Below are 26,642 nucleotides of genomic sequence, written 5' to 3' on the forward strand. Positions count from 1 at the left end.
GCTTTCAAGATATGCGTGAAATTGAGAGGTGGGTTTGTAAAAAAACATCCGCTGTTTCTTTTGTTCAGAGAGCCTTTTCCGTGCCAGAGGAAAGGGCTATGGCCATCGATGTGGTGTCGAGCTATCCTGAGTCGGAGAGAGTCGTATTTTTTAAGCAGTTGATCTCAATGTCAAGCTATGTAAATGGTTTTACGGAGGAGTGCGGAAATTTGATATTGGAGTTGCCGCGTGATTGGGTGATGAAAAATATCGAGGCGGAAATTGATGGAGTGCTGGCTAATGGTGGTTATGAAGAGTATCGCTGCTTACTAGAATTGTGTTGTGAGCTGGATCGAGATTTGATGATTAAATTTGCAAGGCGTGCTCTGGATGGTTCTGACGAAGACATCAGAGATGCGGGGGCAGATTTCTTGTCCTGCTAATCTGACCGAGGTCAAGCGGTTGTAGTAATGAAGGCTGGCGTCTCTGCGGTTCCTGTAAATGTCACGACGGTGTCTCCAGAGGAAGCTACACAACTCAAGGCAGGGCCGCAGACGGTGACGTAGTTGCATCGCCAACTTATAGAAACCAAAATCATGCGACCCTATCGGGAATAACTGCGGAACAAGCGGAAGCGCTTATGACACCGACTGTCCGCAATCCTAGCGCAGGAAAGTAGGCCGAATATGAACGATGAACAACTAGAGGAAATCGAGGCTCGCTGCAAGGCAGCTACGCTTGGGCCGTGGGTATCTTATGTTGAAGGAAGAGATCATGAAAGTGGTTCAAATTTCATCATGACCGGTCCAGAATGGGCTCGCAGTGACGATATCGAGTTAAGTGGTGCAGCCGTCGCAGATCAAGATTTTATTGCCCATGCTAGGCAAGATATACCGCTGTTGGTTTCCGAGATAAGGAGGCTTAGAGAAGTGTTGGCGCGCAAGTAGCAGTCGTTTCCTGCGTTTAAGGCACGGGGGCGGGGCTGCATCACAACCAGTATCAGTACTGCGATCCTAATAGTAGACGGTTCGTATCGATGGATTCGATTGGGTTGGCTGGTCGAGTCAACGTCCTTATATATGCGCCGGATCCAATGACCTGGATCGATCTGCTTGGTTTAACGGGCTACCGAATCGCGCGCGAACTGCTGGACGAGTCGGGCGTGGTCGAAGGCGCTGCAGCGGATCGCGCATGCGATCACGACACTTCGACAGGTCCGCCGAGCGCGCGACACAGCATCGACAGGTCGCGGAGCGTGAGGTGCGGCGACGCGGCATGCTGCGGATCGCGCTCCACTTCCGGCTGTTGGTCGCGAACCACCCATGCCGCCTGAAGCCCCGCATTCAATGCACCGACGACATCGAGGTGGAAGTCGTCCCCCACATGCAGCAATTCCGCCGGACGCACGTCGAGTGCCTCTGCCGCCGCATGGAATATTTCGGGTTCCGGCTTCGCGATCCCGAACGCACGCGCGCTGAGCGTTTCCCGAAAGAATTCGCCGCCGCCGGTCAGCCGGAGGTCCGCGTTGCCGTTGGTCACTGCGATCAACGGAAACCGCGCGCTCAGCCATGCCAGTGCCGGCAACGCGTCTTCATAGAACTCGACCCGGTTCCGGGCGGCATAGAAGACTTCGTACGCACGTTCGGTAAGCGCGACATCTTCGTTTGCGCGTTCCAGCGCAAGCCTGATCGATCCGATTCTTAACGCACGATAGTCGCTGACGAGGTCAGGACACAAACGTTCGTATTCCTCACGTAGCTCGCTCAGTGCCTGTTGCGTGGGCAGCACGCTCGCGGTATCGGGCGCGTGCTCGATCAGCCATGCGCGAAGCGCCGCTTCGGCTCGCGCGACGGACGGCCCGAAGGGCCACAGGGTGTCGTCGAGGTCGAACGAGAGGGCGGATACCTTGGCGAGGCGCATGATGATTGAAGGGGCGGAGGTCGATTACCACGGCCACGGAACGGAGATTCCGGTTCCGTTCTCGGCGGCCTGCTCATACAGGAAACGCGCGACAGTCAGATCCTGGAGCGCGAGTCCGGTCATGTCGAATACGGTGATGTCGCTCGGCGAGCGGTCGATCGACGCCGTTCCGGCGAGCAGGTCGCCGATTTCGGTGCGCGGCAGATCCGGTGCCCACTGACACTCGCCGATGCTGCGCGCCTGATCGTGATCGTCGACGAAAATACGCGCGCGTTCCAGCACGCCGGCCGGAAGTTCGCGCTTGCCCGCCGTGTCTGCGCCCACGCAGGTCAGATGGGTACCCGGCTGAACCGCATCCGCATCGAACAATGCGCCGCCGCCTGGCGTTGCCGTGATGACCACATCGCTGCTGGCCACCGCGTCGTTCCGATCGCGAGCGACGCGGATCGCGCATCGTTCGCGGAACGCCGATTCGAACACCGGGTCCGGCTCGCCGCCGACGTTCACGTACTGCACCGTGCAACGTTGCGGCAGCAGCCTGAGCGCGTATTCGAGCTGGACGCGCGCCTGCACGCCCGTGCCGAACACGCAGATCCGCGCGCTGTCGCGGCGGGCCAGCAGTTGCAGCCCGAGGCCGCCAGCGGCACCGGTCCGCGCGGTGGTGATCGCGTTGCCGTCCATGATGCAGAGCGGGCGGCCCGTGGCCGGATCGAACAGCGCGACGGTTGCCTGATGCGGCTCGCCGCCGCGGGCCCGGTTGCCGGGCCAGAATCCGGCCGCCTTGAACCCGAGCAGATCCTGGCTCGCGACGTCGCCCGACTTGATGCCGAATACGCCGCCGGTGTGCAGCTTCTCGCGGACCACCGGGAACACGCGTCCGGCCCTTTGGCTATGCAGCACGAAGGCTTCCCGCACCGCGGCCATCACTTGCTCGGCTTGAAGGGCGGGTTCGACGGCATCGCGGTCGAGAAGAAGGAGTCGGGCGTCTGTCGGCATGTCGGGTCAGGCTTTCCGCCGCAAGGCGAATCGGGAAGATTTAAAGTGTGTCTAGGTTTAGACAAATAGTCAATTCCCGGGCAGGATGGCTTTGACGCGGGACGTCGCTCACCACCCGTAGAAGCGCGGCCACGCGTGTGCGATGCCGTCTTCACCGATGGCTTGATACTCGGGATGTTGCGCGCCGGTGGCGCACGCGTGGTTCGGCAGGATGCGCAGGCGCGTTCCGATCGGAAGCCGCTGCGCGATGCCCGTGTCGGGCGAGCCCGCGCGCGACACGATGCCGTGCTCCTGGTTCGCTGCGCTCACGACGTAGTCGCCGAGCACTTCGCCGTCTTCGGTGCAGACCTGCCCGTAGCCGAAATCGCGGGCCTGGCGCTGCGTGCCGCGGTCGCGGCTCATCGCCATCCAGCCCGCGTCGACGATCGCCCAGCCTTTCTCTTCCTGATGCCCGATGACGGTGGTCAGCACCGACAGCGCGATGTCGGACAGCTCGCACACGCCGATGTTGTGCATGACGAGGTCGAACAGCACATACACGCCGGCGCGGACCTCGGTGATACCGTCGAGGTTTTCCGCCGACAGTGCAGTCGGCGTCGAACCGATACTGACCACTGGGCAGGGCAACCCGGCGCCCCTGAGGCGCTCCGCGGCCCTCACGGTGCGGCTGCGCTCCTGTTCGGCGATCGCCACCAGCGCGTCGCGCGTGTTGTAGTCGTAGCTGGAGCCGGCGTGAGCGAGCACCCCGCCAAGCTCCATCCCGCCGTCGACCAGTGCGCGGCCCACGTCGATCAGCAGGTCGTCTTCGGGCGGGACGCCCGAGCGATGGCCGTCGACGTCGACCTCGATCCAGACTTCGAAGCGCTCGCCGTGCTCGCGCCCGAATGCGGCGATTGCGTGCGCGGCCTGCAGACTGTCGGCGACGATCTTCAGGTCGCAGCCCTGCCGGCGCAGCGCAAGCGCCTGGCCCAGCTTCGCGGGCACCATGCCGACCGCATAGACGATGTCCCGGACGCCGCCCGCGAAGAACTGCTCGGCTTCCTTGAGCGTCGACACCGTGATGCCCTGCGCACCCGCTGCGATTTGCGCGTCGACGACTTGCCGGCATTTGGTGGTCTTGACGTGCGGCCGGAACCTGACGCCGAGTGCGTCCAGATGCGCCTGCATGCGATCGATGTTGCGACGCATGCGGCCGACATCGATCAATGCGGCCGGGGTGTTGAGGGTTTGAATGTCCACGATGCGTTGCCTCGGAGTGTTGCCGACGCGAACACTGTAGGGCAACCGACGGTCACGATGTTTAACGCGTGACTAATCCATCATTAAGCGACGTTTAATTGAGAATGAATCTCCCGGACCGTGGCGCGGCTCATGCCTTGCCGCGCCACGGCGGCGGATCGAGGAACTGCCGCGCGGCTTCGAGAAAAACCCGTTGCCGCGCGGATCGGCCGGTGCGCGACGGCAACAGCGCCGTGACAGGCGCGGGCGGCAGGCTCCAGTCGGGCAGCAACCGGACGAGCTTGCCGTTCGCCAGCAGCGGGGCGACGTCCCATTCCGAGCGTTCCACGATCCCGAGCCCGGCCAAGGCCCAATCGGTGATGACGGTGCCGTCATTGGAGGACAGCGCGCCCGTGACGCGGATCACGGTCGACCGTCGGGACTCATGTCGATCGTCGCCGCTCGGCGAGAAGCGCCATCGCGGAATGTCCTCGTCGTTCTCGCGCAGGCACAGGCAGTCGTATCGGGCCAGGTCGGAAGGATGATTCAGCTCCTTGATGCGACGCGCGTAGCCGGGGCTTGCACACAGGAAACGCTCGTTGGGCGCGAGCGGATAGCCGATCCACGACGAGGACTTGAGGCTGCCGACGTGCACGACCACATCGGCCGCCGACGCGCTCGTCAACGGGCTCTCCGACAGGTGGAGCGAAATTTCGAGCTTCGGATGCGCGCGTTGTACGTCGCGCACGATCCGCGCGACGTACTTACGCCCGAAACCGAACGGGGCGACGACGCGCAGCGTGCCTTGCACGTCGCCGTGGTCGCCCGAGATGCTGACCGGCAGCGCCTCCACGCGCTCGAGGATATCGACGGCTTCCTGGTACAGCCGTTGTCCTTCGTCGGTCAACGCGATCCCTTGCGACTGCCGCACGGCGAGCCGTGCGTTCAATCGCGCCTCCATTCGCTGCAGGCGAATCGTGACCGCGGGCGGCGTGAGATCGAGCAGGCGCGCCGCAGCGGCCAATGAACGCGACGCGCCGATCGCGCGAACGAGTCGAAGGTCGTCGAGATCGAGCATTTCATGTCTCTTAATGCCGGTGTTGCCGAGCATTAAACCGCACATCACGCCGCGAATCCATCGATGCGGCGAAATGCCGGCGCGGATTCGGGCAACGGGGCTCGACGCCGTGATCGCGCCGCTGATGCTCACGAACGTCTATACGATGGCCGGCTCGTCGTCGGCCGCGTTGATCGTGCTGCTTGTGCTCGCGTGCTGGGGCCGGTGGCGGATCAACGGGTGCGAGACGCAGCGGATTTCGCTGGAGGAGTGCAGCACGGAGGGTGGTGCGGAACCGGCGGCGGAACCGGCGGCGGATGCGGCGGCGCGCGTCTCGTGATCTCCGGCTGCACGCCGCGTCACGCGTGCAGCCCGAAAATCAGCGACCGATGCGCGGCGATCCCCGCTGTCACACCGGATGCCGACGCGAACGTCGCGTTGGTCATCGGCGTCGACGCGTCGCCGGCCGCGAATACCCCTGCGACGCTCGTCTGCTTCCACGTATCGACTCGGACGACCGGGCCGAGCGGCCCTTCGTCGAACGCGCAATCGAGCTGCTGAGCGAGATCGCTCGTCATTACCGTGCGCGCGCCGACGAACAGCGCATCGATCGGCACGACCTGCCCGTCGGCGAGCCGCAGCGCTTCGATGCGCGGTGCATCGCCCAGGATCTCAACGACCGGCGACCGCTCGATGCGCACGCCGCGCGCGTCGAGCAACGCGGCTTCTTCCTCATTCGCTTCGACCACGCCTTGCGTGAACCACGTCGTCGGGCCCCAGTCCGGAATCAGGATCGCCTGATGCACGGAAAGCGGATGCGTGGCGAGCACGCCGAGCCGCTGGCCACTTACCTCGTACCCATGGCAATACGGACAATGCAGCACGCTGATGCCCCAGCGTTCCGCGAGCCCCGGCAGCGCGGGCAGTTCGTCGCGGATGCCGGTCGCGAGAATCAGCCGGTCGGCGCTCGCGCGGCGGCCGTCCGACAGCGTCACGTGGAAGCGGCCGTCGGCATCGCGCTCGGCCGTGCTCACTTCGCCGTCGAACCGCTGCACGGTCGGATACGCGTCGAGTTGCGTGACGGCTTCGGCAACGATCTGCGCGGGCGGCTTGCCGTCCTGCCCGAAAAAGCCGTGCGCGTGTTCGGCAAAGCGGTTGCGCGGCCGGCCTGCGTCGATCACGAGCACGCGGCGTCGCGCCCGCGCCAGCTGCATCGCGGCCGACAGCCCCGCAAAGCTGCCGCCGACCACGATCACTTCATGATGGTTATGCATGCATCCGCTCCTGTTCCTGAACCTGCGTGAATGACGGACGTGTCCCGATCGCGGCCAACTCATGAACCACGTGAAGTTGCATGATAGGGCGATGGTATCATTCATGCAACTTCAGAAGTTTCGAGAAAGGGGGCGCCGCCCGTGAGAACCGACAGCCGTTTGTCGCGCATGCTGCATGCGCTGATCCACATGGACCAGGCCGACGGCCCGCTGACGTCGGAGGCGATCGCGACGATGCTGTGCACGAATCCGGTCGTCGTGCGGCGCCTGCTCGGCGGCCTGCGCGACTGCGGCTACGTGCAGTCGGAGAAAGGACACGGCGGCGGCTGGGTGCTGAGCGTCGCGCTCGACGACATCACGCTGCTCGACGTCTATCGCGCGGTGGGCGAGCCGCCGCTGTTCTCCGATCTGGTGCCCGAGGACGAGCCCGAATGCCTGGTCGAACAGGCCGTCAACGCGCATCTGTCGGCGACGTTGAAGGATGCCGAAGCATCGTTGCTGGCGCGCTTCGGCGAAGTCACGCTCGGCATGCTGTCGCGCGATTTCGAAGCGAAGGCTGCGCTGCGGGGCTACACGCGCTGACGCGCCGCAGCATCCCGATCGATCGCGCCTGACGTGCAATCCGGCGCGATCCGGCGCGGCCCAAACCGCCGCGCTGCGATGTTCTGTCCCCCGACTTCTGCCCGGTTCGCCCGCCACAGGGCAAAATACGGGTTTTCCGCACCCGCGAGGGCGCGTCCGAATCACGCGCCGGGTGGCGGCAGTACGCATCGCGCACGCCGCCACCGGGCGCCCAGGCAAGATTGCTCGCCCAGTCGCGAGCCCACAGGAGTCCAGACCCCATGCCCGAATCCAACCTGTCCTTCTTCGGCCGGCTGTCGCTTGCCGTCGGCACGTTCTTCTCCGTGCTCGGCAACCGCGAGTTCGCGGCCGGCGTGCTGCGCGTGCGCGATGGCGCCCCGGCACCGGTCGCGCCGGCACCTGCAGCCGCACCGGCGCCCGCGCCCGCACCTGCGCCCGTGAAGGCCCCGGCGCCCGAGCTGCGCGAAGCGAGCCCGCAGGCCGCGCTGCAACTGCTCGGCCTACTGCAGCGCGATGCGCGCTTCATCGACTTCGTCGAGGAAGACATCGCCGGCTACGCGGACGCCGACATTGGCGCGGCCGCACGCCTCGTGCACGACGGTTGCCGTGCCGCGCTGCGCGAACACTTCACGATCGTGCCGGTGCGCGACGAAGCCGAAGGCAGCCGTGTGACGCTGCCGGCCGGCTTCGACGCGACGGCCGTGCGCGTGACCGGCAACGTGGTCGGCTCGGCGCCGTTCACGGGCACGGTCAGCCATCGCGGCTGGCGCGTCGCCGACGTGCGCCTGCCGAAGCTGACGGGCAGCCACGACGCATCGGTGGTCGCACCGGCGGAGGTGGAACTGTGAGCGATCCGCGCTATTCGATCGGTATCGACCTCGGTACGACCCACTGCGCGCTGTCGTACGTCGACAGCACTGCCAGCGACGGCGAAAACATCACGCAGCAGGTGCTGCCGATCGCGCAGCTCACCGCGCCCGGCGCGCTGGAATCGCGCGACCTGTTGCCGTCGTTCCTCTATCTGCCGCATGAAAGCGAACTGACGCAGGGCGACCTGACGCTGCCGTGGACGGCCTCGCGCGGCTTCGCGGTCGGCGAGATGGCGCGCACGCGCGGCGCCGGCACGCCGATCCGCCTCGTGTCGAGCGCGAAAAGCTGGCTGTGCCACCCGGGCGTCGACCGCCGCGCGGCGATCCTGCCGAGCGATGCGCCGCCCGAAGTGTCACGCGTGTCGCCGCTGGAAAGCTCGATCCGCTACCTGACGCACCTGCGCGAAGCGTGGGACCACGCGCATCCGGATGCACCGTTCGCCGACCAGGACGTGACCGTGACGATCCCCGCATCGTTCGATCCGGCCGCGCGCGAACTGACGGCCGAGGCCGCGCGCGCCGCCGGCTACACGCGGATGACGCTGCTCGAGGAGCCGCAGGCCGCGCTGTACAGCTGGATCCAGAAGAGCGAAGGCGGCTGGCGCAAGCAGGTGCAGGTCGGCGACCTGATCCTGTGCGTCGACGTCGGCGGCGGCACGACCGACCTGTCGCTGATCGCGGTGGTCGAGCGCGACGGCAATCTCGAACTGCATCGCGTGGCGGTCGGCGAGCACATCCTGCTCGGCGGCGACAACATGGACCTCGCGCTCGCGCACGTGGTCGCGCGCAAGCTCGCGCAGCAGGGCACGCAGGCCGATCCGTGGCAGCTGCGCGCGCTCACGTACGCATGCCGCGCCGCGAAGGAAACGCTGCTGTCCGACCCGACGACCGACGCGGTGCCGCTCGTCGTGCCGAGCCGCGGCTCGAAGCTGATCGGCGGTTCGATCCGCACGGAGCTCACGCGCGCGGAACTCACGCAGACGATCCTCGAAGGCTTTTTCCCGCAGGTCGATGCGGCCGCGCGCCCGGTGAGCCGCGCGCGCGTCGGCCTGACGCAGCTCGGCCTGCCGTATGCGCAGGATGCGGGCATCACGCGCCACCTCGCGGCGTTCCTCGGCCGCCAGGTCGCGGCGCTCGACACGCTCGAAGGCGTGCAGCGCACGCTGCCGCAGGGCGCGACGTTCCTGCATCCGACGGCCGTGCTGTTCAACGGCGGCGTGTTCAAGTCGGCGCTGCTCACGCAGCGCGTGCTCGATACGCTCAATAGCTGGCTGGCCGCCGAAGGCGCGCCGCCCGCGCGCCTGCTCGAAGGCGCCGATCTCGATCTCGCGGTCGCGCGCGGCGCGGCTTACTACGGCTTCGTGAAGCGCGGCCGTGGCGTGCGCATTCGCGGCGGCACGGCGCGTGCGTACTACGTCGCGATCGAATCGGCGATGCCCGCGGTGCCGGGGCTCGAACCGCCGGTGCAGGCGCTGTGCGTCGCACCGTTCGGGATGGAGGAAGGCTCGGACGCGGCGCTGCCGCCGCAGGAGTTCGGCCTCGTCGTCGGCGAGCCGGTGCAGTTCCGCTTCTTCGGTTCGTCGGTGCGCCGCCAGGATCAGGTCGGCACGCTGCTCGACTACTGGTCGCCGGAAGAATTGCAGGAGCTCGAGGAAATCCAGGCGACGCTGCCTGCCGAAGGGCGCACGACCGGCGAGATCGTGCCGGTGAAGCTGCATGCGCGCGTGACCGAAGCAGGCACGCTCGAACTCGAGGCGATCCCGAGCGGCACGAACGAGCGCTGGAAGGTCGAGTTCGACGTGCGCGGCGCCGCCTGAGCGCGATGAAGCGCTATACGGTCGGCATCGACCTCGGCACGAGCAATACGGTCGTCGCATACGTCGAGGCCGGCTCCGACGCGATCCGCGTGTTCGACGTCGAGCAGCTCGTCGGCCCCGGCGCGGTGGCCGCGCAGCCGCTGCTGCCGTCGGTGCGCTATCACCCGGCGGCCGGTGAGCTCGCGGCGGACGCGTTGAGGTTGCCGTGGCAGGCGGCCAGCGCGCGCGATGCGGCCGCCCGTTCGGGCGGCGGCCGTGACGGCGGGTCAGCCGGTCGTGACGGCGGCGCCGGTGACGCGCTGCCGCCCGTGATCGGCCGCTATGCACGCACGCTCGGCGCGCAGGTGCCGGGCAGGCTCGTGACGAGCGCGAAGAGCTGGTTGTCGCACGCGTCGGTCGACCGGCTCGCGGCGATCCTGCCGTGGGGCGCGGCCGACGGCGTCGACAAGGTATCGCCGGTCGACGCGAGCGCGAGCTATCTCGCGCATGTGCGCGACGCATGGGATGCCCGTTTTCCCGACGCGCCGCTCGCGAAGCAGGACGTGATCCTGACGGTGCCCGCGTCGTTCGACGACGGCGCGCGCGCGTTGACGGTCGAGGCCGCGCGGCGCGCGCGGCTGCCCGCGCTGCGGCTGCTGGAAGAGCCGCAGGCCGCGTTCTACGACTGGCTGTACGGTCAGCGCGCGACGTTGCGCGACACCTTCGCCAATGCGCGGCGGGTGCTGATCTGCGACGTCGGCGGCGGCACGACCGACCTCACGCTCGTCGATGTCGCACCGGGCGACGACGGCGAGCCGACCTTTACGCGCGTCGGTGTCGGCAACCACCTGATGCTCGGCGGCGACAACATGGACCTCGCGCTCGCGCGCCTGGTCGAGACGCGGCTGACGGAGCCCGGCACGCGGCTGTCGGCCGCGAGCCTGTCGCAGCTCGTCGAGCGCTGCCGTGCGGCGAAGGAGCGGCTGCTCGGCGACGATGCACCGGCGTCCGTCACCGTGACGCTGCTCGGCGCGGGCAGCAAGCTCGTCGGCGGCGCGCGTTCGGCTGAACTGACGCGGCAGGAAGTCGAACAGATCGTCGTCGACGGTTTCTTTCCGCAGGTCGAGGCCGGCGAACTGCCGCGCCGTGCGCGAGCCGCGATCGTCGAATTCGGGCTGCCGTATGCGAGCGACCCGGCCGTCACGCGGCACGTCGCCGCGTTCCTGAACCGTCATGCGGAAGGCCCGCTGCCCGACACGCTGCTGCTCAACGGCGGCGTGTTCCGCGCGGGTGCGCTCGCCGGCCGTCTCGCGCAGACGCTCGGTGCGTGGCGCGGCGCGCCGCTCGACGTGCTGCACAACGCGCATCCGGACGTGGCCGTCGCGCGCGGCGCGGTGGCCTACGGGCTCGCGCGCGCCGGGCATGCGCCGCGCATCGGCGGCGGTTCCGCGCGCAGCTATTTCCTCGTACTCGACGATGGCGCCGGCGACGCAGCCGCGCGCGGCGTCTGCCTGCTGCCGCGTGGCGCGGAAGAGGGCCGCGAGATCCGGCTCGAGGATCGTACGTTCGCGCTGCAGCTCGGGCAGCCGGTGCGTTTCCACCTTGTGTCGACGGTGGCCGAGACCGCGTATCGCCCTGGCGATCTCGTTGAATTGAAGGACGGCGATTTCGTGCGGCTGCCGCCGATCGCGACGGTCGTCGAGCGACAGGCGGGCAGCGATGCGCGCGAAACGCCGGTGAAGCTCACCGCGTCGCTGACCGAGGTCGGCACGCTCGAAATGCATTGCATCGCGACCGACGACGCGGCACGCCGCTGGCGGCTCGAATTCCAGTTGCGCGGCGATGCGCCGGCGCACGGCGGCGACGATGCGCCCGCGCGGCATCCGCGTCTCGACCAGGCCATCGAACTGATCGAGCGCTCGTTCGGCAGCAAGGCCGCGGACGTCACGCCGAAGGACACGCGCCGGTTGCGCGCGCAGCTCGAACAGGTGCTCGGCGCGCGCGAAGAATGGGACGTCACGCTCGCGCGCGAACTGTTCGACGCGTTGCTTGCGCGGGTGCGGCGGCGCCGGCGCTCGGCCGATCACGAACGCGCGTGGCTGAACCTCGCCGGTTATTGCCTGCGTCCGGGCTTCGGCCATCCGCTCGATGCGTGGCGCATCGAGCAGCTGTGGCCGCTGTTCGACGACGGGATTCAATATGTGAACGACGGGCAGGTGTGGTCCGAGTGGTGGACGCTGTGGCGGCGCGTGGCCGGCGGCCTCGACGACGATGCGCAGACGCAGGTGCGCGACGCGATCGCGTTCCTCGAACCGTCCGACGACAAGCGGCGCAAGCTGCCGTTCGATCCGGGCAAGGTCGGCCCTGCCGACATGACGCGGCTGTCCGCGTCGCTCGAACGGCTGCCCGTCGAGCGCAAGGTCGAGCTGGCCGAACGCCTGATCGTGCAATTGCAGAAGCCGGCGGACCGTGCGCTGTGCGCGTGGGCGCTCGGGCGCATTGGGGCGCGCCGGCCGTTCTACGGCAGCGCGCACAGTGTCGTGCCTGCGGAAGTCGCGAACGGCTGGCTCGACGCGCTGTTCGCGCTCGACTGGAAGCAGGTCGAGCCGGCCGCGTTCGCGGCCGCGCAGATTGCGCGTATGACCGGCGACCGTTCGCGCGACCTGCCGGACGATACGCGCGACGCGGTGATCAAGCGTCTGTCAGCCGCGAATGCGTCGGCCGCATGGATCGACATGGTGCGCGAGGCGATTGCGTTCGACGAAGCCGACACGGTGCGCGTGTTCGGCGAGACGCTGCCGGCCGGGTTGAAGCTGCTGGCCGGATAAGTGGCGAGATGTGATCCGGTATCGTTCGGATGCCGGAGCATTCCGCGGCGCTGCCGATGCGGGCCGACGCCCGCCGATTCCATGCCCTTCGAACAAGAAAACGGCTGCCGTTGCATCGCATCGGCAGCCGTTTTCGCTTTGCCAGCCTGTCGGTCAGATCTGCGGCGTCGTCTCGCGCGGCAATGAGGCCGATTCCACGGCGATCGCATCCGGCGCCGTCGCCCGCCGCGCGAGATGAATTCCCGCGAGCATGCAGCGCACCGACCCGCCGGCCAGTTCGATCGTCGGCACGTCGAGCGGCAGCAGCCGCGCGGAGCGCTCGATCGTCGCGCGCTGGTCGGGTGTGAGGCAATCGAACGCACGCCGTGACAGCGCGAGCACGCGTCCGTTTCTTCCCGACAATTCCAGCGTATTGCCCGCGAAGTTCGCGATCTGCGACTGATCGAGCGCGATCACCGCGCGCCCCGTTTCGGTCAGGCGTTGCGCGATCTCGGCGCGGCGCCGGCGGTCGGCGATCAGGTCGAGGCCGACCATTGCGAACTCGGTTGCGACGCTCATCATCACGTTCGTGTGATAGATCGGGCGCCCGTCGGCATCGGCCGTATCGAAGCAGATCGGCTCGAAATTGAAGTGCGTGCAGAAGCGTTCGAGCGCGACCGGATCGGCGCGGCGCGAACGCGCGGCGTAAGCGATCCGCGCAACGTGGTCGAGCACCATCGCGCCCGTGCCTTCCAGGAACACGTCGTCGTATTCGAGACCCGAATAGTCGATCACGTCCTGCACGCGATACTCGGCCTTCAGCATCTCGACGATGTCCGCACGCCGCTCGCGGCGGCGGTTCGGGCTGTGCATCGGATACAGCGCGACGTGACCGCCCGGATGCGTCGAGAACCAGTTGTTCGGGAACACGGAGTCGGGCGTGTCGCGCTCGCCGTGGTCGTCGAACACGTGCACGCGCACGCCCGCGTCGGCGAGCGTCTGCGCGGCGGCCGTGACTTCGTCGAGCGCGGCGGCGGATACCGACGACGTGTCAGCTGCGCCGCCTCCGGCCGTGCGCTGGAACGCATTGTCCGCCGCGGTCTGCGGGTTCGGCAGGAAGCGGTGCGGCCGGATCATCACGACGGCGGCCGGCGCCTGGATCGATACGAGATTCATGGAAGGCAGGAGCGAAAGGCAGGGAACCGGGCGGCGCACAGGCCACCCGGCGATGACGGTCAGCGCGCGAATGCGGCGACGGCTTCGGTGACGAATGCCGCGTGACCCTGCGCGATCGCTGCCGGATCGTCGATCAGCGCGAACAGGTTCTTCGGGTCGACGGCCGGCGGAATCAGCGCGATCTCGACGCCCGCGTTGTGCTGCTGCGCGAGTGCGTACAGGTAGCGCAGCGCCGAATAATCCTCGAGCGCGAAGCCGACCGAGTCGAACACCGTGACCTCGTCCGCGCGTTCGCGGCCGGTCGTTTCGCGCTGCAGCACGCGCCACAGCTCGGTGACGGGGAAGTCGGCCGGCATCTGCTGGATCTCGCCTTCGATGCGCGACTGCGGCTCGAATTCGACGAACACGCGGCCCGCGTGCAGCACGCCCGCTTCGAGCTCGGTCTTGCCGGGGCAATCGCCACCCACGGCGTTCAGGTGCATGCCGGGCTCGACCATGTCGGCCGTGACGATCGTCGCGTACGCCTTGTCGGCGGTGACGGTCGTCACGATGTCGGCGCCGCGCACGGCATCGGCGGTCGACGCGGCGCGCACGACGCGCAGCTTCGGATACGCGGCGAGGTTCTGCACGAGCTTGTCGGTCGCGAGCGGATCGACGTCGAACACGCGGATTTCGTCGATGCCGAGCAGCGTATGGAACGCGATTGCCTGGAATTCGCTCTGCGCGCCGTTGCCGATCAGCGCCATCGTGCGCGCGTCGGGCCGTGCGAGCGCCTGCGCGGCGAGCACCGACGTGGCGGCCGTGCGCAGCGCGGTCGTCAGCGTGAGTTCGGCGAGCAGCAGCGGGTAGCCGGTATCGACTTCGGCGAGCGCGCCGAATGCCATCACCGTGTGCATTCCACGCGCCGCGTTGACGGGGTGGCCGTTCACGTACTTGAACGCGAACAGCGACGCGTTCGCGACGGGCATCAGTTCGATCACGCCGTCGCGCGAGTGGCACGCGACGCGCGGCGACTTGTCGAAATCGGCCCAGTGCAGGTAATCGGCGCGCAGCGTGTCGACGAGTTCGCGCAGGAACGTCGTGACGCCGGTCCTGGCGATCAGTCGGGCGGTGGCGGGAACGTCGAGGAAGCGAGTCATCGGTCTGTCTCCATTGTCTTTGCCGGTACGGGTGTCCTGGCATTCCGGTCGACCGGGCGGTGCTTGGGCTCGGGCGCGGGCTTGCTGAAAAGCGGCGGCACGGCTCATTCGGCCGGTCGACGGAGTCATTATTTCCGGGAGTCGAGCCAACAAAAAGACGGCAAAAGTGGCAGATTTATCGATAGACTTGGCAAATTGCCAGTCATATCCGGCAGTTTGTCAGGTCTGTGCTGGTCGGAATGCGCAGCCTCCGGCACGCTGGCGGCCGGTTCACGCTCAACAGGAAGGCCCCTTCATGATCACGCTCGACGACGTCGACCGGCAGCTCATCGCACTGCTGCGCGACAACGCGCGACTACCCGTCGTCGCGCTGGCGAAGGAATTGCGCGTCGCGCGCGCGACCGTGCAGAACCGGCTGACTCGGCTGGAGAAAAACGGCGTGATCGTCGGTTATACGGTGCGGCTCAAGCCGGCGGCCGAACGGCACCGGATCCGCGCGCTGATGTCGATCGCGGTGCAGGGCAATCGCGGCGCGGAAGTGGTGAAGGTGCTGCGCGGGCATCCGAACGTCGCATCGATCCACAGCACCAATGGGCGCTGGGATCTCGTCGCCGAATTGCATGCCGATTCGCTCGAGCATTTCGATCGCGTGCTCGGCGCGATCCGGTTGATCGACGGGATCGCGAACACCGAGACGAGTATTTTGCTGTCGACGCACAAGGCGTGACGCGGGCATGGCCCGCGTGCAGGCGTGCTCGCAAGCGCGTCAGGCGCTTGCTGCCGACTCCGGAAACACCGGCTCCCCCAGCGTCAGCATCAACCGGTTCGCCCACGCGAAGATCGCGACCGCGTGCGACAGGTCGAGAATCTCCTCATGTGTCAGCCCTTCGGCTTCAAGCGCGGCGATATCGTCCGCGTCGATCGTATCGGGCCGTTCGGTCAGCGCGATCGCATAACGCACGATCGCGCGTTCGCGTGCCGTCGTGCCGGCCGTCGCTGGATCGTCGAACACCTGCTCGATCGCATCGGTGCGTTTCGCGAGCTGTGCGAAGCGCTGCGCATGCACCGACGCGCAATACACGCAGCCGTTCACGCGCGACACGGCTGTGCTGGCGAGTTCGCGCTCCGCACGCGACAGCCCGCCGGGGCCGTACATGATCGCGTTGAACACGCCCGAGCGCTGCCGCAGGATTTCGGGCAGGTGGACGAGCAGCAGGTAGTAGTCGGATGTTTTCGCGTGCGGGTGGCTCGCTTCGAGCACCGCAAGCTGATCGGGCGTCGCGGCATAGAGCGATACCGTGTCGAGCCACGCGCGCCAGCCGAGCGTGTCGGACGTGAAGCCGTGGGTGGCCGTCGTCATGCGGCCTCCTTTGCGGCGCGTGCCTGAAGCGCTTGCGCGGCAGCCGCGACGCGCAACTGATACGCGACGAACGCAACCAGCTGCGACAGCGCGACGATCGCGGGCGTCGTGAGTCCGGCCGACTTCAGTGCATCGAGATCGGACGTGCGTGCGTCGACGGGCGCCTGTGTCAATAGCCGCGCATGAGCGAGGATCGCGCCAAGTCGCGGGGCAAGCGTGTCGAACGCATCGGCGTCGGCGCGCACGATGTCCTCGGCGGTGCCGCCCGCATCGAGCAGCCGCGTGCGATACGTCGAGGCCAGTGCTTGCGCGTTCGATTTCTGCGCGACGTATCGTGCCGCATGCAGTCTTTCGACCAACGAAAGATCGGGCAACGCCGGATCGAATAGCGCGGCTTCGCTCAGCCGCGTATGGAGCAGCACCTTGTCGCGCGCGCGGCGCAGCGCGGCCACGGCATCGCCGTCGCGCAGGCCGGCTACTGCGTCGATCGTATCCGGCGCAGTGGCCGGCGTGATGGATTCAGTCATCGTTTCAGGTTCCCTTCGTCGTTTATGTGATCGATGAACGTGCGCTCATGCGTCGTCGTCGCGCCATTCGTCGCCTTGCAGTTCGGCATTCGCATACGCGACGAGTGCGTCGTAGTGCCGGTCGCGGTCGGCGTCGAACAGCCGGCTCGCGATGCCGCGCGCGAGCCGTTGAGCACCCGCGCTGATGGCCGGGATATCGCCGGACAGCTTGCCGTGGCTCAGGCTCGCCGCATGGTTGAAGCAATGAATCCGCGTGACGGCAGGGCACGCACCGCGCTCGCGCTCCTGGAACGCAAACGCGGGGCCGAGATCGGGCGATTCGGCGAGCTCGTCGAGCCACGCACCCGGTTCGGGTCGATAGCGGTCCTTCCAGCGCCGCACGTGCTGCCCGAACGACGCGAATTCCGCGCGCGTCGTCCAGTCCGAATGAAAGCCCGTCGCGAAGATCAGGAAGTCGACGGTGTAGCGTCCGCGCGGCGTCGTCACGTCGAGGCCGTCCGCACGTTCGGCGAGCGTCTCGATCGGGCTGCCCGCGTGAAAATGCGCGTGCTCGTGGCGCGACACGCGCAGCACGCTGTCGCGCGGCGGCGGCGTCTGCGACGTCAACGCGTAGTGCATGAAGCGCCACTTCGTCTCATCGTCGAGATCGGCGTAGCCATGCACGAGGCCCGGGCTGCCGATACCGGTCAGCTTGTTGATGCGCGGAATGTCCGCGCGGCGGAAGAACAGATCGACGCGCGCGGCGCCGGCTTCGAGCGCGGTGCCCGCGTTGTCGAACGCGGATGCGCCCGCGCCGACCACGCCGACGCGCTTGCCCGCGAGCGCCGCGAAGTCGATCGGCTCGGACGAGTGGGCCCAGCGCGTGCGCGGTGCTCGTTGTACGACGGGCGGCACGTACGGGCCGCCGAGGCCGTCGCGGCCGGTCGCGAGCACGACGTGCCGCGCGAGCAGGGTCTGCGCTTCGCCGTTGCCGCGCACATCGAGCGCGAGCAGCCCGTCGTCGCGCGGGCGCAGCGCGACGAGCGTGGTGTCGTTGCGTACCTGCAGGTCGAGCACGCGCCGATACCAGCGCAGGTAATCCATCCATTGCGTGCGTGGAATCTTGTAGAGCGCATCCCACGCGTCGCGGCCGTATTGCGCCTCGAACCACGCGCGGAACGTCAGCGCGGGCAGGCCGAGCGCGGGGCCCGCGAGCTGCTTCGGCGAGCGCAGCGTGTCCATCCGCGCGAACGTGACCCACGGCCCTTCGTAGCCGGCCGGCGCGCGGTCGATCACGCACTGGTTGTCGATGCCGAGCAGGCGCAGTTCGGCGGAAGCCGCGAGCCCCGCCATGCCGCCGCCGACGATCGCGACGTCGAGCACGCGCGTGCCGTCGGCCTCGCGTGGCGGCACCCACGACGGCGCGGGCAGGTCGAGCCAGCGCAAGTCCTGCGCGAGCCGCGCTTCAAGTGCGTCGAGCGGCGTCGTCATGCGGCCTCCGGGCGGGTGCGGCGTGCACGTGTCGTGCGAGGCGGGCGTTCGCTGCGCAGCCGGTCGCCGCGCAGCAGCGCGTCGTGCGCGGCGGCGTCGTGAAAGGTCACGTCGTCGAGCAGCGCGCGCGTCGTGCGGTGCAGCGCGTCGAGCAGCGCATCGACGGCCGCGGTGCGCGCCTTGCCGGCCGGTGTCGCGACGCCGAACGCGAACGGGATGTCGACGTCGAGCGGGCGCGCGACGACGCCGTCTACCGGCAGCGCGACGCCCGTGGCCGGATCGACGATGCCGATGCCGATGCCCGCGCGCGCGGCCATCACCGCATTCAGCGACGCATTGGTTTCGATGAACACGCGCGCATCGACGCGCGCGGCCGCGAATGCCGCATCGATCCGCTGGCGCAGCCGGTGCCGGTTCGCGACCGTCACGATGCGGCGGCGCGCGAGATCGCGCAGCGCGATGCGCGGCTTCGCCGCGAGCGGATCGCCGGCGGGCAGCACGGCGACGCATGGCGTCTGCGCGATCCAGTGCACGTCGAGCCCCGCGTGCGCCATGGGCAGCGTGACGACGCCGATATCCGCCGTGCCGGCCAGCACTTCATGCACGACATGCTCGGCCGATTCGCTGCGCAACTGGTAGTGCGGCGCGTGCGCGCCGTCGGGCAGCGCGGCGAGCGCGGCCGGCACGAGCGTGGCCGCGAGCGACGGCGTCGCCGCGATGCGCACGGGTTCGGCCGTTTCGTCGCCGAGCGCGCGTGCCCGTGCCTCGATCGCGCGCAGGCCGACCAGCGAGCGCTCGACTTCCTCGTACAGCAGGAACGCGCGCCGCGTCGGCGTGACGCGCGGGCCGTGCCGGTCGAACAGCGCGTAACCGAGATCGGCTTCGAGCTCCTGGATCTGCCGCGTGACGGCCGGCTGCGAGCGGCCGAGCAGTTCGCCCGCGCCGGTCACGCTGCCGGCCGACATGACCGCGGAAAAGGCTTCGAGTTGATGCAGCTCCATGACGCGTTCCGATGATGCGATTTGCGCATTGTAGGAGTGCGAGCATGCGCAATTCATATAATGATTTTTGCTATCGACAGCGCGAAAACTGCGAAGCGCGCGATCTTCGCGATGGCCGGCGGCGCGTACGTGCGCCTCGGCTGAGAGGGGAGCCGCGCGGGAAACCGCAATCGAATCAACGCGATGCGATGCACGCAGATGCACAGCACGATGCGCCGCATGCGAATGGCCGCCCGCGCGCGTCATCCGCTTCGCGCCGCGCGCGATATCGATATGCGCAAAACTTCGTTGGATCGCCCTGAACCGGATGGTTACATGCCCTCACTCTTTTCGATTGACTGAAGGTGGGGGCGGCATGAACGTTTCGGGAAACGACGCACGCGGCGCATGGCGGCGCGTGCTGGGCACGGTGGCGGCGCTCGCTGCCGCATGGGGCTTGTCGACGGGCGGCGCGCTCGCGGCGGGCGTGTCGGGCGAGCCGGTGGTGGTCGGCGTGAGCGGGCCGTTGACGGGCCAGGACGCGCAATACGGCGAGCAATGGAAGCGCGGCTTCGATCTCGCGCTCGACGAGATCAACGGCAGCGGCGGCATTCACGGCCGGCCGCTCGCGATCGATTTCCAGGACAGCCGCAGCGACCCGCGCCAGGCGGTGGCGATCGCGCAGAAGTTCGTCGCCGATCCGCGCATCGCGATCGAGCTCGGCGATTTTTCCAGCGCGACGTCGATGGCCGCGTCGCCGATTTACCAGCGTGGGCAACTGATCCAGTTCGGCTTCACGAACTCGCATCCGGATTTCACGAAGGGCGGCGATTACCTGTGGAGCACCGCGCTGAGCCAGGCCGAGGAGCAGCCGCTGCTCGCGCGCTACGCGGTGAAGGAACTCGGCTTCAAGCGGATCGCGGTGCTGTACCTGAACACCGACTGGGGCCGCACCAGCAAGGACATCTTCGCGAAGGCAGTGGCCGGGCTCGGCGCGCAGGTCGTCGCGGCCGAGGGCTACCAGCCGGCGGAGAAGGATTTCCGCTCGACGCTCGTGCGGATCGGCGCGTCGAAGCCCGATTCGATCGTGCTGATCTCGTACTACGCGGACGGCGCGCAGATCGTGCGACAGGCACGCACGTCGGGCGTCTCGCTGCCGATCGCGGCGGTCGGCTCCGTGTATTCGCCGAAATTCCTCGAACTGGGCGGCGCGGCCGTCGAAGGCGTCTATACGGAATCGAACTTCTTCCCGGCCGAGCCGCGCCCCGAGGTGCAGGCGTTCGTGCAGCGCTATCGCGCGAAATTCCACGCCGATCCCGATTCGTTCGTTGCGCGCGCATACGACGCGCTGATCCTGTCGGCCGAGGTGCTGCGCCGCTACGGCACGACGCGCCAGGCCGCGCACGACGGTTTCGCGAAAGTGAGCGACGTGCCGAGCGTGATCTTCGGCAAGGTGCGCTTCGATCCGCAGACGCGCCGCGTCGCGGGCGCGCGTACCGTGTATCTCGTCGTGAAGCAGGGGCAGTGGGCGCTGTGGGACGGCGCGAAGCCGCAGCTCGCCGCGCGCTGATTCCGAATCAACCGCATGCAAGTGACGGACGCATCGTGATGGCTTCCTGGCTCGACTACACGCTCAACGGCCTCATCGTCGGCAATATCTACGCGCTGCTCGCGGTCGGGCTCGCGCTGATCTTCGGCGTGTCGCACCTGATCAACTTCGCGCACGGCTCGGTCTACATGGTCGGCGCATTCATCGGCTGGCTGTGCCTGACGCGCTTCGGGCTGCCGCTGCCGGTCGCGCTCGCGGCGGTCGTCATCGGTTGCGGCGCGCTCGGCATCGCGATCGAGCGGATCGGGCTGCGGCCGCTGCGCCACGCGGCGCGGATCGCGCCGCTGCTCGCGACGATCGGCATCAGCTTCATCCTCGATCAGCTCGCGCAGCTCGCATTCGGCGCGGACCCGCGCGCGGTGCCGACGCCGCTGCCCGACTGGCACCTGCGGATCGCCGGCGCGACGCTCGGCTCGCTCGACCTGCTGATCGCGGGCATCGGCATCGCGGCGGCCGCGCTGCTGTACGGCTTCCTGCGTTTCACGCGGCTCGGCTGGGCGGTGCGCGCGACCGCGCAGGATCGCGACGCGGCGCTGCAGATGGGCGTCGACGTCGATCGCGTGAACCAGACGGTGTTCGCGATCGCGTGCGCGCTCGGCGGCGTGAGCGGACTGCTGGTCGGCATGTACTACAACAGCATCGATCCGGCGATGGGCTTCCAGGCGACGCTGAAGGGCGTGGTCGCACTGCTGATCGGCGGGCTCGGCAACGTACCGGGCGCGATCGCGGGCAGCCTGCTGCTCGGTCTCGTCGAAAGCTACGGCGTCGCGCTGTTCGGCACGAGCTATCGCGACCTGTTCGCGTTCGGACTGCTGATCGTGTTCCTCGTGTGGCGGCCGAACGGCTTGTTCAGCGCGAACCGCGCGCTGCCGCCCGAACCGATGACGGGCACCTTCCTCGCGGCCGCGAAAGCCGTGCGCGTGCCGCGCCCGGTGCTCGTCGTACTGGTCGCGCTCGCGGCCGTGCTGCCGTGGCTCGGTGCGTCGCCGTACGTGCTGCAGACGCTGACCAACGCATGGCTGTACGGCCTGCTCGCGCTGAGCCTCACGCTCGTCGCGGGCACGGTCGGGCAGATCTCGCTCGGGCACGCGGCGCTGCTCGTGATCGGCGCGTATGCGTCGGCGCTGCTGTCGTCGGATCTCGGCTGGTCGCCGGCCGTGACGATCCCGTGCGCGGGCGCGATCACGGCCGTGCTCGGCACGCTGCTCGTCTATCCGGCGTTCCGGCTGCGCGGGCATTACGTGTCGATCGCGACGCTCGGCATCGGCGAAGTGGTGAGCCTCGTGATCCTGAACTGGGACGGCCTCACGCGCGGCCCGCTCGGCATCACCGGCATCGCGCCGCTGCCGTGGGCAACGACCGCGCGCGCCGCGTACTGGTTCACGTTCGCGGTGCTCGTGGTGTTCGCGCTCGTGCAGGTTCGGCTGCTGCGCTCGCATCTCGGCCGCACGCTGCGCGCGGTGCGCGAGGACGACGTTGCCGCTCGCGCGCACGGCATCGCGCCGAATCGCTACAAGGCGATCGCGTTCGCGGTCGGCGGCGTGGCGGCCGGCGTGAGCGGCGGCATCGCCGCGCATCTGTACAGCTACATCAATCACCAGACCTTCGATTCGCAGGTGTCGATCCTCGCGCTGACGATGGTGATCCTCGGCGGGCTCGGCAACGTGCTCGGCGGCATCGCCGGCGCGGTCGCGCTGATCGGGCTGCCGGAGCTGTTCCGCTGGGCGGCCGACTACCGGATGCTGATCTACGGCGTCGTGTTGCTGCTGCTCGTCCGGTTTCGGCCGCAGGGCCTGCTCGGCACGGTGTGAGGAGGAATGCGATGACCACCACCCGACCCTTGCTCGACGTGCAGGGTTTGACGCGCCGCTTCGACGGCGTGACCGCGCTCGACGGCGCAAGCCTGACGCTTGCCGACGGCGAACTGCTGAGCGTGATCGGGCCGAACGGCGCCGGCAAGTCCACGCTGTTCAACCTGATCGCGGGCGCCGACCGGCCCGATGCCGGCCGCGTGACGTTCGATGGCCGCGACATCACGGGCACGGCGCCCGAACGGCTCGCGGCGCTCGGCATTGCACGCACGTTCCAGCACGGCCGCGTGTTCGGCAACCTGAGCGTGCTCGACAACGTGCTGATCGGCGCGCATGCGCGGCTGCGCGCGGCGCGGCCCGGCTGGCCCGCGCTCGGCGCGGCGGCCGAAGTGCTGCGCGCGCTCGTGCGGCCTGCATCGGTGCGGCGCGAGGAAGCGGCGCTGCGCGACGAGGCGCGCGCGATCGTCGCCGGGTTCGGCGAACGGCTCACGCCGCGCATCGATCATCCGGCGCACAGCCTGTCGTACGCGAACCGGCGGCGCGTGGAGATCGGCCGCGCGCTCGCGCTGCATCCGCGCCTGCTGCTGCTCGACGAACCGACGGCCGGGATGAACGAGACGGAAACGGCCGAGATGCTGCAACTGATCCAGTCGCTGAAGGCGCGCGGCCTGACGATCCTGCTGATCGAGCACAAGCTCGAACTCGTGATGCGCGTGTCCGACCGCGTGATGGTGCTCGACAACGGCGTGAAGATCGCCGAAGGCGCGCCGCGCGACGTGCGGCACGATCCGCGCGTGATCGAGGCGTACCTCGGCCGGCGTCATGCGGGTGGTGCTGCCGCGGAGCGCACGACGCAGGCGGCCGCATGAACAGGCTTTCTTCCGGACCCGACACGACCATGACCGACGCACTGCTGAAACTCGAACACCTCGATACGTTCTACGGGCCGGTGCAGGTGCACTTCGACGTGAACTTCGAAGTGGGCCGCGGGCAGATCGTGAGCCTGCTCGGCGGCAACGCGAGCGGCAAGTCGACGACGATGAAGCTGATTCTCGGGCTGATGCGGCCGCGTCGCGGCGTCGTGCGTTTCGACGGCGACGACGTGACGGCGCTCGCGACGCCGCAGCGTGTGCGACGCGGGATCGCGGCCGTGCCCGAGGCGCGGCGGCTGTTCGGCGACATGAGCGTGCGCGAGAACCTGCTGATGGGCGCGTATACGCGCGGCGACCGCACGGCGGTGGCGGAAGATTACGAACGCGTGCTCGATCTGTTTCCGCGCGTGCGCGAGCGGCTCGCGCAGCGCGCAGGCACGCTGTCGGGCGGCGAGCAGCAGATGCTCGCGATGGCGCGTGCACTGATGGCGCGGCCGAAACTGATCTGCATGGACGAGCCGACGATGGGGCTGTCGCCGCTTTACGTCGACAAGGTGCTCGAACTGATCGATGCGATCAACAAGCAGGGCGTGACGGTGTTCATGGTCGAGCAGAACGCGAGCCTCGCGCTGGAGATCGCGCACTACGGGTATGTGCTGCAGACGGGGCGCGTCGTGCTCGAAGGGCCCGCGAAGGCGCTGCTCGACGATGAGCGCGTGCGCGATGCGTATCTGGGCGGGGAGGCGGTGGCGGTGTAGTTGGCGTGGCTCGTGGCGCCTCCGGTTTGCATCGCGAAAAATTGCGATGCATTCCGAAATGTCGGGCAGATTGTCGCTCAGTCGCCATCACCGCGATGGAAGCGCAGCGCCGCTGATGCCGCCGACGACAGCGACGATTGACGGCTGCGGCTCACCCGCATTTGATTGACCACACGCCCGATTCCACTGGCCTACGCTTCGCCCGCACCGATCCCCGCCGCCCGCGGAAACGTCAGCACCACCGCGAACCCGCCCGCATCCGGAAACGCGAACCCGACGCGCCCGCCGTGCGCCTTCATCACTTCCTGCACGATCGCGAGCCCGAGGCCCGACCCGGTGCGCCGCTCGCTGCCGTCCGGCGCGATTCGCACGAACGGCTGCAATGCGGCGGCCCAGTGCTCGCGCGGAATCCCGCGGCCGTTGTCGGTGACGGTCAGCGTGACCGCGCCGCCGGCGTTGTCCTTGGTCGCGACCGATACGACGATGTCGTCCGCATGACCGTGCAGCAGCGCGTTGTGCAGCACGTTCGACAGCGCTTCCTGCAGGCTGATCGCATCGCCGTCGATCCATGCAAGCGGTGCGTCGCTCGCGAACGCGACCGCAACATCACGCTCGCCCGCGAGCGGAATCACGCGGCCGAGCACGTCTTTCGCGAGCGCGACGAGTTCGACCGGTTGCAGCGGCACGGCCTCGATGCGATGGATCACCATCGCGTGATTGAGCAACTGGCCGGTCAGGCGGCCGACATCCGCGGAAGTCGCGCGCAGCGCATCGAGGCGTGCCGCATGGCGCGCGGGATCGGATTCGCCGTCGAGCAGTTCGATCTGCGCGTCGAGCCGCGCGAGCGGCGTGCGCATCTGGTGCGCGGCGTCGGCAATGAAGCGCTGCATCGCGTTGATGCGTTCGGCCAGGCGGTGTATCAACCCGTTGATCGAGCCGATGATCGCGTCGATCTCGCTCGGCGTGTCGACGGCCACCGGCCGCAGGTCGGCCGGGTCGCGCGCGGCGATGATGGTGCCGATCTGCGCGAGCGGGCGCAGGCCGCGCCGGATCGCGAGGCCGCTCGCGCCGATCGCGAGCACGCTCATCAGCAGGATCAGCGTCCACACCTTGATGCTCATGTCGTTCGTGAGCTGCTGGCGCGCGTTGGTGGTTTGCGCAACGGTCACGAGCGCCCAGCCCGGCGTGCTTTCCTCGGGCATGTAGCGCGCGATGGTCGCGGTGCGGATCCGGTGCCCCTGGTAGACGGCGTTCGCGAATGCGGGGCCCTGTTTCGCGGCGGCGAGTGTCGCGGGGCTCGCGAGATCGTTGTAGCCGGCCACGACGATGCCGCGCGAATCGACGACCTTGTAGTAGACGAGGTCGTAGCGCGACAGCGTCGACAGCGCGGCCACCGGCGGATTCAGTGCGAGCACGCCGCCCTGCACGTAGAGGTTCTCCGCGACCTGGATCGACGCGCCGGCGAGCAGCTGGTCGTACGCGCGTTCGGCCGCGACACCCGCGTAGTAGCGTGCGATCGCCGCGAGCGCGAGCGCGCCGGTCGCGACGACTAGCGCGATGAAGAGCAGCGTGCGTCCGAACAGCGTCTTCGGGAACCAGTCAATGCGCGGCAATCTGATACCCCATCCCGCGCGCGGTGCGGATCTCGACCGAGCTGCCCTGCAGCTTCCTGCGCACGCGCGTCACGTACTGCTCGACCGCGTTCGCGGTCGGCTCGTTGCCGAAGCTGAACAGCTGGTTCAGCAGTTCTTCCTTCGAGAAGATGCGCTGCGGGCGGCTCGCGAGGATTTCGAGCAGCGCGAATTCCTGGCGCGACAGCGACAGCGGCTGGCCGTCGAGTTCCGCGAGGCGGCTGCTGCGGTCGATCACGAGACCGCCGAGCGTCAGCACGTCGTTCGCGTGGCCGCTGTTGCGGCGCAGGAGCGCCTGCACGCGCGCATCCAGCTCGCGGTAGTCGAACGGTTTCACCAGATAGTCGTCGGCGCCGAGGCCGAGGCCGCTCACGCGGTCGTCGATCGCCGAGCGCGCGGTGACGAGCAGCACGGGCGTCGTGCTGCCCGACGCGCGCAGGTTGCGCAGCACCGAGAATCCGTCCATGCCGGGCAGGTTCGCGTCGAGCACGACGAGGTCGAAACGCTCGACGCGCAGCAGCCCGTTCGCGGTTGCGCCGTCGGTTTCGAGATCGACCGCATGGCCGAGCCGCGCCAGGCGGCTGCGGATCGCCGCGCCGATTTCGGCATCGTCCTCCACGACGAGAATGCGCATGGTGCCGTTTTGCAGGTGGATGGATTAGGGGTTTTCCCGGGGCCGGGATGTCAGCATTTTCTCAGACTCGGTCGATAACCTGTGTCGAGCCGGAAGAAGCACGCAAGGACGGCATTAATACCAGAAATATTCAAGGAGACGGCAACATGCAGCAAGTCACGGGCACGACGCACGCGC

25 protein-coding genes and 1 pseudogene are annotated in these 26,642 nt (G+C 68.1%); 13 read left to right on the forward strand and 13 right to left on the reverse strand.

Annotated elements, in window-relative coordinates; all coding sequences use genetic code 11:
- The first annotated feature begins 98 nt into the window (after nucleotides 1-98).
- The 3 genes and pseudogenes from KVT39_RS10220 to KVT39_RS38440 all read left to right on the forward strand — a co-directional run.
- Nucleotides 99-422 carry a hypothetical protein gene (locus KVT39_RS10220; protein WP_047901670.1) on the forward strand — a complete coding sequence of 108 codons (324 nt, stop codon included), beginning with the start codon at nucleotides 99-101 and terminating at the stop codon, nucleotides 420-422.
- A gap of 243 nt (nucleotides 423-665) precedes the next feature.
- Nucleotides 666-926 (forward strand): hypothetical protein, encoded by a 261-nt coding sequence (locus KVT39_RS10225; RefSeq protein ID WP_082146161.1) that lies wholly within the window; start codon nucleotides 666-668, stop codon nucleotides 924-926.
- 35 nt (nucleotides 927-961) lie between these two features.
- Nucleotides 962-1,087 (forward strand): annotated as a pseudogene (locus KVT39_RS38440) (RHS repeat-associated core domain-containing protein); the annotation flags it as partial.
- An 89-nt stretch (nucleotides 1,088-1,176) separates the two neighbouring features.
- Here KVT39_RS38440 and KVT39_RS10235 read toward each other — a convergent pair.
- From KVT39_RS10235 to KVT39_RS10250, 4 genes are all read right to left on the reverse strand, one after another.
- Complete coding sequence (locus KVT39_RS10235; protein WP_217588876.1) at nucleotides 1,177-1,899, reverse strand: HAD family hydrolase; 723 nt, start codon at nucleotides 1,897-1,899, stop codon at nucleotides 1,177-1,179.
- A 24-nt stretch (nucleotides 1,900-1,923) separates the two neighbouring features.
- Nucleotides 1,924-2,895 (reverse strand): ornithine cyclodeaminase family protein, encoded by a 972-nt coding sequence (locus KVT39_RS10240; protein WP_217588877.1) that lies wholly within the window; start codon nucleotides 2,893-2,895, stop codon nucleotides 1,924-1,926.
- Nucleotides 2,896-3,003: 108 nt separating this feature from the next.
- Nucleotides 3,004-4,134, reverse strand: a complete 1,131-nt coding sequence (locus KVT39_RS10245; protein WP_217588878.1) for a DSD1 family PLP-dependent enzyme — start codon at nucleotides 4,132-4,134, stop codon at nucleotides 3,004-3,006.
- Nucleotides 4,135-4,264: 130 nt separating this feature from the next.
- Nucleotides 4,265-5,224 carry a LysR substrate-binding domain-containing protein gene (locus KVT39_RS10250; protein WP_111019603.1) on the reverse strand — a complete coding sequence of 320 codons (960 nt, stop codon included), beginning with the start codon at nucleotides 5,222-5,224 and terminating at the stop codon, nucleotides 4,265-4,267.
- 40 nt (nucleotides 5,225-5,264) lie between these two features.
- Here KVT39_RS10250 and KVT39_RS10255 point away from each other — a divergent pair, with 40 nt between their 5' ends.
- Nucleotides 5,265-5,510: a hypothetical protein gene (locus tag KVT39_RS10255; RefSeq protein ID WP_217588879.1), complete on the forward strand. Its 246-nt coding sequence runs from the start codon at nucleotides 5,265-5,267 to the stop codon at nucleotides 5,508-5,510.
- 19 nt (nucleotides 5,511-5,529) lie between these two features.
- Here the strand turns inward: KVT39_RS10255 and KVT39_RS10260 are convergent, their stop codons facing one another.
- Nucleotides 5,530-6,444, reverse strand: coding sequence for an NAD(P)/FAD-dependent oxidoreductase (locus KVT39_RS10260; protein WP_217588881.1), 915 nt, complete (start codon nucleotides 6,442-6,444; stop codon nucleotides 5,530-5,532).
- A gap of 141 nt (nucleotides 6,445-6,585) precedes the next feature.
- Between KVT39_RS10260 and KVT39_RS10265 the strand changes: the two genes are divergently transcribed.
- The 4 genes from KVT39_RS10265 to KVT39_RS10280 all read left to right on the forward strand — a co-directional run bounded on the left by KVT39_RS10265 (nucleotide 6,586) and on the right by KVT39_RS10280 (nucleotide 12,519).
- Nucleotides 6,586-7,026, forward strand: a complete 441-nt coding sequence (locus tag KVT39_RS10265) for an Rrf2 family transcriptional regulator (protein ID WP_034182055.1) — start codon at nucleotides 6,586-6,588, stop codon at nucleotides 7,024-7,026.
- A 260-nt stretch (nucleotides 7,027-7,286) separates the two neighbouring features.
- Nucleotides 7,287-7,874 (forward strand): DUF2760 domain-containing protein, encoded by a 588-nt coding sequence (locus tag KVT39_RS10270; RefSeq protein ID WP_034182056.1) that lies wholly within the window; start codon nucleotides 7,287-7,289, stop codon nucleotides 7,872-7,874.
- Nucleotides 7,871-9,712: an Hsp70 family protein gene (locus tag KVT39_RS10275; RefSeq protein WP_217588883.1), complete on the forward strand. Its 1,842-nt coding sequence runs from the start codon at nucleotides 7,871-7,873 to the stop codon at nucleotides 9,710-9,712. Before KVT39_RS10270 ends, KVT39_RS10275 begins: the two co-directional genes overlap by 4 nt.
- A 5-nt stretch (nucleotides 9,713-9,717) precedes the next feature.
- Entirely contained in the window at nucleotides 9,718-12,519 is a 2,802-nt protein-coding gene (locus KVT39_RS10280; protein ID WP_217588886.1) for an Hsp70 family protein, read from the forward strand.
- Between the two features lie 153 nt (nucleotides 12,520-12,672).
- Here the strand turns inward: KVT39_RS10280 and ctlX are convergent, their stop codons facing one another.
- Nucleotides 12,673-13,674: a citrulline utilization hydrolase CtlX gene (ctlX, locus tag KVT39_RS10285; protein WP_217588888.1), complete on the reverse strand. Its 1,002-nt coding sequence runs from the start codon at nucleotides 13,672-13,674 to the stop codon at nucleotides 12,673-12,675.
- A 59-nt stretch (nucleotides 13,675-13,733) separates the two neighbouring features.
- Complete coding sequence (locus KVT39_RS10290; protein ID WP_217588889.1) at nucleotides 13,734-14,813, reverse strand: ornithine cyclodeaminase; 1,080 nt, start codon at nucleotides 14,811-14,813, stop codon at nucleotides 13,734-13,736.
- A 295-nt stretch (nucleotides 14,814-15,108) separates the two neighbouring features.
- On the opposite strand from KVT39_RS10290, the gene KVT39_RS10295 reads away from it, so the two are divergent.
- On the forward strand, nucleotides 15,109-15,540 hold the full coding sequence (locus KVT39_RS10295; protein WP_006479718.1) for an Lrp/AsnC family transcriptional regulator: 432 nt from the start codon (nucleotides 15,109-15,111) through the stop codon (nucleotides 15,538-15,540).
- A gap of 39 nt (nucleotides 15,541-15,579) precedes the next feature.
- Here KVT39_RS10295 and KVT39_RS10300 read toward each other — a convergent pair whose 3' ends face one another.
- From KVT39_RS10300 to KVT39_RS10315, 4 genes are read right to left on the reverse strand one after another with little or no spacing between them, the layout of a single operon-like run.
- A complete protein-coding gene (locus KVT39_RS10300; RefSeq protein ID WP_217588890.1) occupies nucleotides 15,580-16,173 on the reverse strand; it encodes a peroxidase-related enzyme in 594 nt (197 codons plus the stop codon).
- Nucleotides 16,170-16,700 (reverse strand): CMD domain-containing protein, encoded by a 531-nt coding sequence (locus KVT39_RS10305; protein WP_217588891.1) that lies wholly within the window; start codon nucleotides 16,698-16,700, stop codon nucleotides 16,170-16,172. The genes KVT39_RS10300 and KVT39_RS10305 overlap by 4 nt, the downstream gene beginning before the upstream one ends.
- Nucleotides 16,701-16,745: 45 nt before the next feature.
- Nucleotides 16,746-18,170: an NAD(P)-binding domain-containing protein gene (locus tag KVT39_RS10310; RefSeq protein ID WP_217588892.1), complete on the reverse strand. Its 1,425-nt coding sequence runs from the start codon at nucleotides 18,168-18,170 to the stop codon at nucleotides 16,746-16,748.
- Entirely contained in the window at nucleotides 18,167-19,171 is a 1,005-nt protein-coding gene (locus KVT39_RS10315; protein WP_217588893.1) for a LysR family transcriptional regulator, read from the reverse strand. The genes KVT39_RS10310 and KVT39_RS10315 overlap by 4 nt, the downstream gene beginning before the upstream one ends.
- A gap of 355 nt (nucleotides 19,172-19,526) precedes the next feature.
- On the opposite strand from KVT39_RS10315, the gene KVT39_RS10320 reads away from it, so the two are divergent.
- The 4 genes from KVT39_RS10320 to KVT39_RS10335 are packed head-to-tail and all read left to right on the forward strand — an operon-like array spanning nucleotide 19,527 to nucleotide 24,200.
- Complete coding sequence (locus KVT39_RS10320) at nucleotides 19,527-20,720, forward strand: ABC transporter substrate-binding protein (protein ID WP_034182063.1); 1,194 nt, start codon at nucleotides 19,527-19,529, stop codon at nucleotides 20,718-20,720.
- A 38-nt stretch (nucleotides 20,721-20,758) separates the two neighbouring features.
- Complete coding sequence (locus tag KVT39_RS10325) at nucleotides 20,759-22,570, forward strand: ABC transporter permease (protein WP_217588998.1); 1,812 nt, start codon at nucleotides 20,759-20,761, stop codon at nucleotides 22,568-22,570.
- A gap of 11 nt (nucleotides 22,571-22,581) precedes the next feature.
- Nucleotides 22,582-23,439 (forward strand): ABC transporter ATP-binding protein, encoded by an 858-nt coding sequence (locus KVT39_RS10330; RefSeq protein ID WP_105389720.1) that lies wholly within the window; start codon nucleotides 22,582-22,584, stop codon nucleotides 23,437-23,439.
- Entirely contained in the window at nucleotides 23,436-24,200 is a 765-nt protein-coding gene (locus KVT39_RS10335) for an ABC transporter ATP-binding protein (RefSeq protein WP_034182066.1), read from the forward strand. Before KVT39_RS10330 ends, KVT39_RS10335 begins: the two co-directional genes overlap by 4 nt.
- A 191-nt stretch (nucleotides 24,201-24,391) precedes the next feature.
- On the opposite strand, the gene KVT39_RS10340 is transcribed toward KVT39_RS10335, so the two are convergent.
- Together KVT39_RS10340 and KVT39_RS10345 are read right to left on the reverse strand one after the other, a co-directional pair.
- Complete coding sequence (locus KVT39_RS10340) at nucleotides 24,392-25,813, reverse strand: sensor histidine kinase (protein ID WP_217588894.1); 1,422 nt, start codon at nucleotides 25,811-25,813, stop codon at nucleotides 24,392-24,394.
- The gene (locus tag KVT39_RS10345) at nucleotides 25,800-26,465 is read right to left on the reverse strand and encodes a response regulator transcription factor (RefSeq protein WP_034182068.1); all 666 of its coding nucleotides are present in this window, start codon (nucleotides 26,463-26,465) and stop codon (nucleotides 25,800-25,802) included. The genes KVT39_RS10340 and KVT39_RS10345 overlap by 14 nt, the downstream gene beginning before the upstream one ends.
- Between the last annotated feature and the right edge of the window lie 177 nt (nucleotides 26,466-26,642).

It is taken from the genome of Burkholderia sp. GbtcB21, from assembly GCF_019091065.1.
Lineage (GTDB): Bacteria > Pseudomonadota > Gammaproteobacteria > Burkholderiales > Burkholderiaceae > Burkholderia > Burkholderia pyrrocinia_C.